Consider the following 11,788-nt stretch of genomic DNA (forward strand, 5'->3'; position numbering starts at 1 on the left):
GTCGGAGGTGGGCGCGTGAGCGGCTTCGATCCGGAGGTCTGCCGGTACTTCTCCCTCGCGGGTGGATTGCGCAGCCGTTACCGGGCTCTTGCCCGTCTGGGCGGCTGTGTCCAGCCGATCCGCGTCCGTGGCGAACTCTCCCACCTCGATGCCAACGGCATCCAGCGCAAGGTCTACAGCACTCGTGGTGAGGTCGGTGGCGTGCTGCTGGTGGCCTGCGGGAACCGGCGCGCGTCCCGGTGCCCGGCCTGTTCGGAGGTCTACCGGGCCGACACCTTCCACCTGATCCGCGCCGGTCTGCTGGGCGGGGACAAGGGCGTCTCTGAGACGGTGCGGGAGCATCCTCGGGCGCTGGTCACGTTGACGGCCCCGTCGTTCGGGCCGGTCCACGCCCACAAGGTCAAGGACGGCAAGGTCTTGCCGTGCCGTCCCCGGCGGGATGCCGGCACCTGCCCGCACGGCAAGCCGCTGTCGTGCACCGAACGGCACGCGGCCGATGATGACCTGCTTGGGCAACCGTTGTGTGCTGAGTGCTACGACTACGCCGGGCATGTGCTGTGGAACGCGCACGCCGCCGACCTGTGGCGGCGCTTCACCATCTACCTGCGCCGCGAACTGGCCTATGCCGCCGGGCTGACCGCGACCGCGTTCAACAAGCAGGTGCGGGTGTCGTTCGCCAAGGTCGCCGAGTATCAGGCGCGCGGGACGGTGCACTTTCACGCGGTGGTCCGGCTGGACGGCCGTACCGAGGACCCCGGCGAAGTCGTGCCTCCCCCGGGGTGGGTCACGGTGGAGCTGCTGGAGCGGGCGGTCCGTACGGCTGCGGCCAGCGTGCGCCTGACCTCCCCGGCCTGCCCGGAGACCGGTGGTGGACGGCGGCTCGGGTTCGGCGCCCAGCTCGACATCGCCCCGATCGTGGCCGATGAGCTGACCGAAGACGCCCTGACCGAATCCCAGGTGGCCGGATACATCGCCAAGTACGCCACCAAGGGCGCCACCACCGAAGGCACCGTTGACCGCCGTATCAAGGACCTGGCCGACCTGGGCGGGCTGGCCTTGACGGCCCATCAGCGGCGGCTGATCGAAACCTGCTGGCGACTCGGCGACCTGGCCGAACTGCGTGACCTTCGACTCCGGGCCTGGGCGCACATGCTGGGTTTCCGGGGCCACTTCTCGACCAGGTCCCCGGCCTACTCCACCACCTTGGGCGCACTGCGGCAGGTGAGGCGCTCCTTTCGCGCCGAGCAAGCCCGCCAGTGTGGACACGATGACCTGATCGGCACCCCGGCCGACGACTCCACCCTCATCGTCGGCTCCTGGGACTACGCCGGGCAGGGCTACACCCATCCGGCAGACCTGTATGTCGCCCAGCTCGTTCGCGAGGACCGCGAGCACGCCCGCCGCTCCCGATGGCCACGCCGTATCCCTTCGACGCCCGGTGAGGAGGCGGCATGACCGTCTATGACCGGTGGCATAAGTCTCGCCCCAAGCCGGATGATCTCAAGTGCTCCGAGCACAAGAAGGCGTTGACCTCTGAGCACGGGGTGGGGGAGCGATGGCAAGTACGGTGGCGTGATGATGCTGGGCAGCAGCGCAAGAAGAACTTCGAACGCAAGGTAGACGCTGACCGTTTTGACGCCAGGATTCATGCGGAGCTGGCGGCCGGGACGTACGTCGACCCTGACGCCGGAAAGATCACGCTGAAGGAGTATGGCGACAAGTGGCTCGCTGCGCAAACGTTCGAGGAGTCGACTCGTGAGTCGGTAGAGCTGCGGCTCCGTTTGCATGTCTATCCGACTCTCGGTGGTCGGGAGCTGCGCGCTCTTCGGCCTTCCGTGATTCAGTCGTGGACGCGTGGACTACAGCAGACTCTCGCCCCGAACTATGTCCGCACGGTGTTCGCCAATCTCTCTGGCCTTCTCGCGGCGGCGGTGGATGACGGCTTGATCGCCAAGAATCCGTGTCGTGCTGGTTCGGTCAAGCCGCCTGCTCCTAGCCGAAAGAAGATCCGGCCCTGGTCTCGGGAACGGGTTGAGGCTGTGCGTTCAGCCATCCCTGTTCGCTACTGCTCGACAGTGGACCTCGGGGCGGGGCTAGGACTACGTCAGGGGGAGGTGTTCGGCTTGGCCGTTGATGATGTCGAGTTCCTCCCCGGTGTCGTCCATGTCGTGCGACAGGTGAAGATCGTAGGTGCCAAGCTGTGTTTCGCTCCTCCCAAGGGAGGTAAGCCGCGGGATGTCCCGTTGCCTGAGTCGGTCGCGCTTCGTCTCGCCGGGCACGTCACCGCTTACTCGTCTGTCAGTGTGACGCTGCCCTGGAAGCATCCTGAAGGCAAGCTGGTCACGGCTCGGCTCATCTTCACATCTCGGGAGCGCAAGGCGTTGAACCGCAACTACTTCAACACGTTCATTTGGAAGCCTGCGCTTGAGACAGCCGGTGTGATCCCGCAACGGCTGGAAGGTGTCCGGAAGTGGGCTGAGAGTCGGGAGCATGGCTTCCATGCCCTTCGGCATCACTTCGCCAGCGTGCTCCTGGCGGACGGTGTTGATGTGCGGAGCCTCGCCGAGTTCTTGGGGCACCATGATCCCGGCTTCACGCTTCGGACGTACACGCACCTGATGCCCTCAGGGGAGGAGCGCATGCGAAAGGCCGTCGACCGTGCCCTGAACGGACATCTGGCCAACGGCCTTTCGGAGGCAAGTGCCCTGGACGTGCCCTGAACGAGTCACCTATGGGTTTCTGTCGAGGTCACCGTCCTACGTGATCACACGTCGTAGTACAGCTCGAACTCGTGGGGGTGGGGGCGGAGGCGGATGGGGTCGATCTCGTTCTCACGCTTGTAGGCGATCCAGGTCTCGATCAGGTCCGGGGTGAACACGCCGCCCTCCAGGAGATACTCGTGGTCGGCCTCCAACGCGGCGAGCACGTCCGTCAGGGAGCCCGGGACCTGCGGGATGTTACGGGCCTCCTCGGGAGGGAGCTCGTAGAGGTCCTTGTCCACCGGCTCGACCGGCTCGATCTTGTTGCGGATGCCGTCGATGCCGGCCATCAGCTGGGCGGCGAAGGCGAAGTACGGGTTGCACGACGGGTCCGGCACGCGGAACTCGATGCGCTTGGCCTTCGGATTGGAGCCCGTGATCGGGATGCGGATGCACGCCGAGCGGTTGCGCTGGGAGTAGACCAGGTTGACCGGGGCCTCGTAGCCGGGGACCAGGCGGTGGTAGGAGTTCACCGTCGGGTTGGTGAAGGCCAGCAGGGACGGCGCGTGCTTGAGCAGACCGCCGATGTAGTAGCGGGCGGTGTCCGACAGGCCCGCGTAGCCGACCTCGTCGTAGAAGAGCGGCGCGCCGTCCTTCCAGAGCGACTGGTGGCAGTGCATGCCGGAGCCGTTGTCACCGAAGATCGGCTTGGGCATGAAGGTGACCGTGTGGCCGTGCGCCAGCGCCGTGCTCTTGACGATGTACTTGTAGAGCATCAGGGTGTCGGCGGACTTGAGCAGCGTGTTGAACCGGAAGTCGATCTCGGCCTGCCCGGCCGTGCCCACCTCGTGGTGCTGCATCTCCACGTCGATGCCCGCCTCGATCAGGTTGCGGACCATCTCCGAGCGCAGGTCGGTGAAGTGGTCCATCGGCGGGACCGGGAAGTAACCGCCCTTGTATCGCGGCTTGTATCCCAGGTTGCCGCCCTCCTGGGCCTTGCCGGTGTTCCAGGCGCCCTCGACGGAGTCGATGTGGTAATAGCTGGAGTGGGCGCTGGTCTCGAAGCGCACGTCGTCGAAGATGTAGAACTCGGCCTCGGGGCCGAAGTAGACCGTGTCGGCGATGCCGGTGCCCTTGAGGTACTCCTCGGCCTTGCGGGCGACGTTGCGCGGGTCGCGGCTGTAGGCCTCACCGGTCAGCGGGTCGTGCACGAAGAAGTTGATGTTGAGCGTCTTGTGCTGCCGGAAGGGGTCGAGCACGGCGGTGGAGGGATCGGGCAGCAGGAGCATGTCCGATTCGTGGATGGCCTGGAAGCCGCGGATCGACGATCCGTCGAACATGAGACCGTCGGTGAAGACGTTCGCCCCGAAGTTCTCCGTGGGGAACGTGAAGTGGTGCGTCGTCCCCGGCAGGTCGGTGAACCTGACATCGACGAACTGCACCCCCTCGTCCTTGATGAACTTGAGGACGTCGTCGGCGGAGTTGAACACGCGAACCTCCCATAGGGGCACGGGCCATCAGCTCCGAACGTAGAACCGCGCCGTTACCGCTCCGTGTCTCGTTTGTTTCACCCGTGTTAAGGGAGAATCACCTCCGCGTGCGGTTCCGCGAGGCCGCCCGGACAGGCGGAAAGACGCGCCCTCCGCCCGTTTCTCAGACCCGGAAGCGCGTTCGCCCTGGTTGGTCTGAGCGGTGAGCGCGGTGAAGCGCCGATCGATGTCATCTGTGCCGGACGCGGGGATGCCGATGGGAAGAGCGGAACGAAAAGGATGACGGCGATGGCTGTGGCTTTCGCCCAGCTTGATGTTGATTCGGGCGAATGCGGGATCGGTGCCCCGGACGGATACCGTTAGAGCCATGAACAGCAGGCAGCAGCCCCGTTGGACCCAGACCTGGCTCGGTGGCGTCAGATCGGCCGGGGTCGATCTGGGGTATCCGGGAGAGCGGCTCGGGCTGCCCCGGGAGGGCAGCGGCGCGGTGGCCGGGTTCGGGCGCAGGATCGGCGCCTTGGTGATCGACTGGCTGATCTGCACCTGGGCCATCACCCAGGGACTGCTGCGGATCAACCCGGCCCATCAGGCCTGGGTCCCGGTCGCGATCTTCGCGCTGGAGTATCTCCTGCTGGTCGGCACCATGGGCATGACGTTCGGCATGCGGCTGACCGGCATCCGGGTCGCCGCCCTCGGCGGCGGCCGTCCGCCGTTCCCGTCGGTGCTCGTGCGGACCCTGCTGCTCTGCCTGGCCGTACCGGCCCTGATCTGGGACCGTGACCAGCGGGGCATGCACGACCGGGCGGCGAACACCGTGGTCGTCCGGATGTGAGCGGGGGCGTGAACCCGTGCCCCGGATTCTACGGCCTGGCGCAGGTGAAGATGGCCGTACCGGGCAGGTGACGGCCGCGCAGCGGGCTCCAGCCGCCCCACTCGCGCTCGTGCCCCTCCGGCCACTCCGGCTCGACCAGCCCCCGCAGGACCAGGCCCGAGGCGGCGATGTGCCCGACCCAGTCTCCCAGCGTGCGGTGGTGCTCGACGTAGGACGGTCGCCCGTCGTCGCCGATCTCCACGTACGGCGAGCGGTCGAAGTAGGACCGGTCGGCGGTCAGCCCGCCCGGACCCGGGTCGTCGGGGAAGGCCCAGCGGACGGGGTGGCTCACCGAGAAGACCAGGCGGCCCCCCGGCCGTAGCACCCGGTGGGCCTCGGCGAGAACGGCGCGCGCGTCGGCCACGAACGGCAGCGCGCCGAACGCCGAGCAGGCCAGGTCGAACGATCCGCCGGCGAAGGGCAGGACCTCCGCGTCGGCCTGGACCACGGGCAGGGGGGAGTCCGCGCCGAGGTCGATCCGGCGGGAGTGCCGGAGCTGCCGGAAGGACAGGTCGAAGGCGGCCACCCGCGCCCCCCGGCCGGCCAGCCACCGCCCGCACTGCCCGGCGCCACAGCCGATCTCCAGCACGTCGAGGCCCGCCACGTCGCCCAGCAGGTGGGCGTCGGCCTCGTCGAGCCCCTCGGGGCACCAGACGAAGCCGCTGTCACGGAGGAACTCCCCGTGCTCCGCCTGGTAGTCGTCCGCGGCCCCGTCCCACCAGCAGCGGTTGGCCCGCGAGGTGCCGGCGGCGTCCACGTGGCGCCGGTCCACCGCTGCCGGCTCCATCACCGCATCTTCGGCCGGGGCATCTTCGCGCCACGCGGCAGCGGACCCTTGGGCATCGGCAGCGTCTGCGGAAGGGCCTTGAGCCGGCTGTTGATCTCGTAGACCGCGGGCTTCTTCAGGTTGCGGGGCAGCTTCATCAGGTGCCGCTGCAGCTTGGCGATGGGGATCTGTCCCTCGCCGTCGCCGGACTGGATGTCGTAGACCGGAACGTCCAAGGCGATCCGCTGGACCCGCTTCTTCTCGGCGACCAGCATCCGCTGCACCCGGGAGCCCGGCCCCTCGGAGACGAGGATCACACCGGGATAGCCGACCACCCGGTGCACGATGTCCTGGTCGCGGTTGACCGCGACGGCCGGGGTGACCTCCCATTTGCCGCGCATTCCCTGCAGGATCGCGGCGGCGGCACCGGGCTGGCCCTCCAGCATGGAGTACTGGGCGCGCTGGGCGAGCTGGCCGAACACCACCAGCCCGACGGTGAAGGCCAGCATGATCCCGATAAAGAGCAGGTACCAGAACCAGCCCGTGACCAGGCCGATCACGACGCACAGCGCGAGCGTGCCGAGGGCCGCCGCGTAGACGATCGGCATCCCCTTGGGGTTGGCCTGTTTGATGATCTGCGCGATCATCCGGAGCTGCTTGATGCGCCCCGGGCGCTCTTGGTCTTCGGGCTTCTTCGCCATGTTCAGCAGGATACAAATCCTGGGGTCAAGAAGTGAAAACGTGACCTGCCGCGCTCAGCGTCCGAGACCACGGTTCAGCAACAGAACCCGGCATAGGGGACGTGGATAGGGTCCCGCGCCGTGCGCGGGATCCTATCCACGACGCGGATCAGGCGTGCTGGCGAGCCTCGATGGCCTGCTGGTAGAGGCGGCCCGCCCGGTAGGAGGAGCGGACCAGCGGGCCGGACAGGACCCCGGCGAATCCGATGGCCTCGGCCTCCTTCTGGAGCTCGACGAACTCCTCGGGCTTCACCCAGCGGTCCACCGGGTGGTGGCGCGGGGTGGGGCGGAGATACTGGGTCACCGTCAGCAGGTCACACCCGGCCCGGTGCAGGTCGCGCATGGCCTGGACGACCTCCTCGCGCTCCTCGCCCATGCCCAGGATCAGGTTGGACTTGGTGACCATCCCGGCCTGCCGGGCCTTGGTGATCACTTCCAGGGAGCGCTCGTAACGGAAGGCGGGGCGGATGCGCTTGAAGATCCGCGGCACGGTCTCGATGTTGTGCGCGAAGACCTCGGGCCTGGCGGAGAAGACCTCCTCAAGCTGCTCCCGGTCGCCGTTGAAGTCGGGAACCAGCAACTCGACACCGCAGCCGGGAAGCAGCGCGTGGATCTGCCTGGCGGTCTCGGCGTACAGCCACGCGCCGCCGTCGGGCAGGTCGTCGCGGGCGACCCCGGTCACCGTGGCGTAGCGCAGCCCCATCTGCTTGACCGACTCGGCGACCCTGCGGGGCTCGTCCGTGTCGTACTCGGCGGGCTTGCCGGTGTCGATCTGGCAGAAGTCACAGCGGCGGGTGCACTGGTCGCCGCCGATGAGGAACGTCGCCTCGCGGTCCTCCCAGCACTCGTAGATGTTGGGACAGCCGGCCTCTTCGCAAACCGTGTGCAGCCCCTCGCGTCTCACCAGCGATTTGAGCTCGGTGTACTCGGGCCCGGTCTTCAGCCGGGTCTTGATCCACGGGGGCTTGCGCTCGATGGGAGTCTGGCTGTTGCGGACCTCCAGGCGGAGGAGCTTTCGGCCTTCAGGAGCAACGGTCACGGCACTCAGCTTATGTCCCACGGGGGTATGGGCCTACATGAGGTACCGCTTAATCCGCTTATCCGCCCACGCGCTCCGGCCCCGCCGGAGCGGCGGTTCCGGGATGACCGAGTGTTGTCGGGGGGCGCCTCGCGCATAGGCGTCCGTGTCACCGCTCGTCGTACCCGCGCGCCGGGTGGGCGAGATGGTGGGCGGGGGGTTCAGCGGCGGAAGAGGTCCTCCTCGGGGAGGTCGAACGCGTGTGCGCGGAGCGCCTCGGCCAGGTGCTTCTCGGCGTACGGCATGACCTCGTCGACCACGATGCGTCGGCCGGTCTCGGCCGACAGGGAGGAGACCCCCGCGTCGGTGAATCCGCACGGAACGATCCGGTTGTACCAGCTTGGGTCGTTGGAGCAGTTGAGTGCGAATCCGTGCATCGTCACACCCCGGGTGACGCGGATGCCGACCGCGCCGATCTGCCGGTCGGGCAGGCCGTGGGAGGGGTCCCCGGCCACCCAGACGCCGCTGCGCTCCGCCACTCTGCCGACCTGCACCCCGAAGTCGGCGCAGACCTGGATGAGCGTCTCCTCCAGGAGCCGGACGTAGGCGATGACGTCCAGCCCCTCCCCGAGCTTGACGATCGGGTAGCCGACGAGCTGGCCGGGGCCGTGCCAGGTGATACGGCCGCCCCGGTCCACGTCGATGACCGGGGTGCCGTCGCCGGGCCGCTCGTGCGGGGCGGTGCGCTTGCCCGCCGTGTAGACGGGGGCGTGTTCGAGCAGCAGGCAGGTGTCGGGGATCTCCTCCGCCACGCGGCGGGCGTGGATGCGCCGCTGAAGATCCCAGGCCTGTTCGTAGGGGAAGTCAACGCCAAGACGGACGATCGCCAGCTCAGTCACGTCTAAAGAGTAGTTGACCCGTTCATGCTCAAGTCGTGAGAAGGCGAGGCTCGATGCGGAACTCCTTCACCCCGTTCTCCCCGTCACGTTCCACCCGGTAGGCGTAGCCGTCCGGGTCGACGGTCACGGCCTGGATGAACTCGGTGCCCACGTAGTGGAGCGCGACCCCCTCGTCGGCGGCGTATCCGCCGGGCAGCTCGCCGGAGGCCACCGACGCGTGCAGCAGCTCGCGGCGCTGCGCGTCGGAGCTGTAGTGGACACCGCAGGAGTAGGGCAGCAGCGCGAGGCCGTCGGCCCACACCCGCAGCTGCGGCCCGAAGGAGTCGGTGTTGCCGCCCACATGCCAGCAGAGCGCCCCGGCGCTCTGCCCGGACAGCACCACGCCCGACCGCCACGCCTCGGCGAACGCCTCGTCCAGGCCGTGCAGCCGCCACAGCGCCGCCAGGTTCGCCACACTGCCGCCGCTGACGTAGATGATGTCCTGGCTCAGCATCCACTCCCGCGGGTCTTCGACGTTGGGCATCGGGAAGACGGTCAGGTGGCTGATCTCGACGTCCCACGCGTGGAACGCTCCGTACATCCTCAGCAGCCACTCCGCGTCGTCACCGGTGGCGGTGGCGAGCAGACCCAGTCTCGGCCGGTCCTGGCCGGTCAGGTCCAGGGCGTACCGCAGCAGTGGGCTCGCCTCGATGAGGCCCTGACGCTTGGACTGACGGAACGATCCGCCCCCGATGGCGACGATGTGAGACTGCCCGGGCCTGCCCATAAGTGATCTCCCCAGTGACTTCAGCGGAAACAGGGACCCTAGAGTACGGCGGCGAGTGCGTCGCCGAGACGCATATGCCGGAACGTGTGACCCGCCTCCAGCAGGCGCCGGGGAAGCACCCGCTGCCCCGTCAGCACGCCCTCCTCGGCGAACCCCCCGATGGCCGTACGCAGCACGAACCCGGGTACGGCCAGCGGCATGACGGGCCGGTGCACGGCCCGGCCGAGCTCTCGGGTGAACTCCGCGTTGGTGACCGGTTCCGGCGCGGTCAGGTTCACCGGGCCGGAGATGCCCGGATCCTCCAGAACGCGCCGTACGGCCAGCACCCAGTCGTCGATCGAGATCCACGACCAGTACTGCCTCCCGGAGCCCAGCGGCGCGCCCAGTCCCAGTTTGAAGATCGGCAGGATCCTGGGCAGCATGCCGCCGTCGGTGCTCAGCACCAGGCCGGTGCGGAGCCGGGCCACCCGCATGCCCGCCTCCTCGGCGGGTACCGTCTCCGCCTCCCAGGGCACCACCACGTCCCGGGCGAGGAAACCCTCGCCCGGCGGGGAGGTCTCGTCCACCTCGCGGTCGCCGGTGTCGCCGTAGAAGCCGATCGCGGAGGCGGACAGCAGCGCCGGAGGCCGGGACGCCGACTCCGTCAGCGCCCTCACCAGGGTCCTGGTGCCCTCCACCCGGCTGCGGACCACCTCGCGCCTGACGTCGTCGTTCCAGCGCCGGTCGCCGATGCCCGCCCCGGCGAGGTGGACCACCGCCGCCGCGCCCCTCAGAACGGCCGGGTCCAGCAGCCCCCGCGCCGGGTTCCAGAACGACTCGTCGGGGCCCTGTGGCGCGCGCCGTACCAGGGACACCACCCGCGTCCCCTCGGCCCGCAGAGCCCGGGCCAGAGCCGATCCCAGCAGGCCCGAGGAGCCGGTCACGATGATCGTCATATCACCCAATGTAATCGACCTCCTGCGGAATCTTCGGGAACCGGGCGGCCGGCGGATTCATCGAGGGCGGGGGAGATCCGGGCGGGGAACGGACCGGGCCGGCCCGGTGAGAGGGAAGAACGGCGGGCTAGCCGTTCAGACCCAGCTGGTTCTCGAACCGGCCCTCCTCCAGGCGGCGCTTGACCGTCGTCAGGAAGCGGGCGGCGTCGGCGCCGTCGACCAGGCGGTGGTCGTAGCTGAGCGCGAGGTACACCATCGAGCGGACGGCGACGACCTCGCCGTCCGGGGTGTCCAGGACGATCGGGCGCTTGACGACCGAGCCGGTGCCCAACATGCCGACCTGCGGCTGGTTGAGGATCGGCGTGTCGAACAGCGCGCCACGGCTGCCGGTGTTGGTCAGCGTGAACGTGCCGCCGGTGATCTCGTCCGGGCTCACCTTGTTGGTGCGGGTGCGCTCGGCGAGGTCGGCGATCTTACGGGCGAGACCGGCGATGTTGAGGTCGCCCGCGTCCTTGATCACCGGGACGAGAAGGCCGCGCTCGGTGTCGGTGGCGAAGCCGAGGTGCTCGGTGTCGAAGTAGGTGACCTCGTTGGTCTCGTTGTTGATCGTGGCGTTGAGCTTCGGGTGCTGCTTGAGCGCCTCGATGGTGGCGAGGGCGAAGAACGGCATGAACGAGAGCTTGACGCCCTCGCGCCGCTGGAACTCGGCCTTCGCCCGGTCGCGCAACTGCGCGATCCGGGTGACGTCGACCTCGACCACGGTGGTGAGCTGGGCCGAGACCTGCAGTGACTCGACCATGCGCTTGGCGATGGTCTGCCGCAGGCGCGACATCTTCTCGGTACGGCCACGCAGTGTGGTGTCCACCGCGATCGGCTCGGGAGCCGCGGCGGCCTGCGGGGCCGGAGCCTGGGCGGCGGCCGAGGCGCGCTCGCGCTGGTTGCGGGCGGCCTCCAGCACGTCCTGCTTGCGGATGCGCCCGCCGACACCGGTGCCCGTCAGCGAGTCCAGGTCGACGCCGTGCTCGCCGGCGAGCTTGCGCACCAGCGGGGTGACGTACGGGCTCTCCCCGGAGGGGGCCGGCTCGGCGGCCGGGGCCTGGCGGGGCGGAGCGGGTGCGACCGGGATGGCGGGGGCCGGGGTGGCCGGAGCCGGGGGGGCGCTCTGGCGGGGCGGAGCCGGTGCGACCGGGATGGCGGGGGCCGGAGCGGGGGCGGGTGCCGGCGGGGCGGGTGCCGGCGGGGCGGGCTGCGGGATCGAGGAGATCGGCTGGGCCGGGGCGGGCTCGGCCTGCGGCGCGGGAGCGCTCTCCTGAGCCGGGGCGGCGCCCGCGGAGCCGTTCTCGTCGATCACGGCCAGCTCGGCGCCGACCTCGACGGTCTCGTCCTCACCTACGATGATCTTGGTGAGGATGCCCGCCGCGGGCGACGGGATCTCGGTGTCGACCTTGTCGGTGGAGACTTCGAGGAGCGGCTCGTCGGCCTCGACGCGCTCGCCCTCCTTCTTCAGCCAACGGGTGACGGTGCCCTCGGTGACGCTCTCGCCGAGCTGGGGCATCTGTACGGACTTCGGCATGATTGTCTTCTCTCGTCTTTCCGAGTGAGGG

At 68.9% G+C, this 11,788-nt stretch carries 11 protein-coding genes; 3 read left to right on the forward strand and 8 right to left on the reverse strand.

Going from position 1 to position 11,788, the window contains the following annotated elements; genetic code table 11:
* The first annotated feature begins 15 nt into the window (after window positions 1–15).
* Together ABZ194_RS20525 and ABZ194_RS20530 are read left to right on the forward strand one after the other, a co-directional pair.
* Entirely contained in the window at window positions 16–1,455 is a 1,440-nt protein-coding gene (locus ABZ194_RS20525) for a replication initiator (RefSeq protein WP_355598476.1), read from the forward strand.
* Window positions 1,452–2,720 (forward strand): tyrosine-type recombinase/integrase, encoded by a 1,269-nt coding sequence (locus ABZ194_RS20530; RefSeq protein WP_355598478.1) that lies wholly within the window; start codon window positions 1,452–1,454, stop codon window positions 2,718–2,720. Before ABZ194_RS20525 ends, ABZ194_RS20530 begins: the two co-directional genes overlap by 4 nt.
* 44 nt (window positions 2,721–2,764) lie before the next feature.
* Here ABZ194_RS20530 and glnA read toward each other — a convergent pair whose 3' ends face one another.
* Window positions 2,765–4,189, reverse strand: a complete 1,425-nt coding sequence (gene glnA / locus ABZ194_RS20535) for a type I glutamate--ammonia ligase (protein WP_355598480.1) — start codon at window positions 4,187–4,189, stop codon at window positions 2,765–2,767.
* A 367-nt stretch (window positions 4,190–4,556) separates the two neighbouring features.
* On the opposite strand from glnA, the gene ABZ194_RS20540 reads away from it, so the two are divergent.
* Window positions 4,557–5,021 carry an RDD family protein gene (locus ABZ194_RS20540; protein ID WP_355598482.1) on the forward strand — a complete coding sequence of 155 codons (465 nt, stop codon included), beginning with the start codon at window positions 4,557–4,559 and terminating at the stop codon, window positions 5,019–5,021.
* Between the two features lie 28 nt (window positions 5,022–5,049).
* Here ABZ194_RS20540 and ABZ194_RS20545 read toward each other — a convergent pair whose 3' ends face one another.
* From ABZ194_RS20545 to sucB, 7 genes are all read right to left on the reverse strand, one after another.
* Window positions 5,050–5,847 (reverse strand): class I SAM-dependent methyltransferase, encoded by a 798-nt coding sequence (locus ABZ194_RS20545; protein WP_355598484.1) that lies wholly within the window; start codon window positions 5,845–5,847, stop codon window positions 5,050–5,052.
* On the reverse strand, window positions 5,847–6,527 hold the full coding sequence (locus tag ABZ194_RS20550; RefSeq protein ID WP_355598486.1) for a DUF4191 domain-containing protein: 681 nt from the start codon (window positions 6,525–6,527) through the stop codon (window positions 5,847–5,849). The genes ABZ194_RS20545 and ABZ194_RS20550 overlap by 1 nt, the downstream gene beginning before the upstream one ends.
* A gap of 148 nt (window positions 6,528–6,675) precedes the next feature.
* Window positions 6,676–7,605, reverse strand: a complete 930-nt coding sequence (gene lipA / locus ABZ194_RS20555; RefSeq protein WP_355598487.1) for a lipoyl synthase — start codon at window positions 7,603–7,605, stop codon at window positions 6,676–6,678.
* Between the two features lie 200 nt (window positions 7,606–7,805).
* Window positions 7,806–8,483 (reverse strand): lipoyl(octanoyl) transferase LipB, encoded by a 678-nt coding sequence (lipB, locus tag ABZ194_RS20560; protein ID WP_355598489.1) that lies wholly within the window; start codon window positions 8,481–8,483, stop codon window positions 7,806–7,808.
* A gap of 28 nt (window positions 8,484–8,511) precedes the next feature.
* Complete coding sequence (locus tag ABZ194_RS20565) at window positions 8,512–9,249, reverse strand: peptidase E (protein ID WP_355598491.1); 738 nt, start codon at window positions 9,247–9,249, stop codon at window positions 8,512–8,514.
* A gap of 38 nt (window positions 9,250–9,287) precedes the next feature.
* A complete protein-coding gene (locus ABZ194_RS20570) occupies window positions 9,288–10,184 on the reverse strand; it encodes a TIGR01777 family oxidoreductase (protein ID WP_355598492.1) in 897 nt (298 codons plus the stop codon).
* A 127-nt stretch (window positions 10,185–10,311) separates the two neighbouring features.
* Window positions 10,312–11,757, reverse strand: a complete 1,446-nt coding sequence (gene sucB, locus ABZ194_RS20575) for a 2-oxoglutarate dehydrogenase, E2 component, dihydrolipoamide succinyltransferase (RefSeq protein ID WP_355598494.1) — start codon at window positions 11,755–11,757, stop codon at window positions 10,312–10,314.
* Window positions 11,758–11,788 lie beyond the last annotated feature (31 nt).

Source organism: Streptosporangium sp. NPDC006007, from assembly GCF_040614315.1.
Taxonomy (GTDB): domain Bacteria; phylum Actinomycetota; class Actinomycetes; order Streptosporangiales; family Streptosporangiaceae; genus Streptosporangium.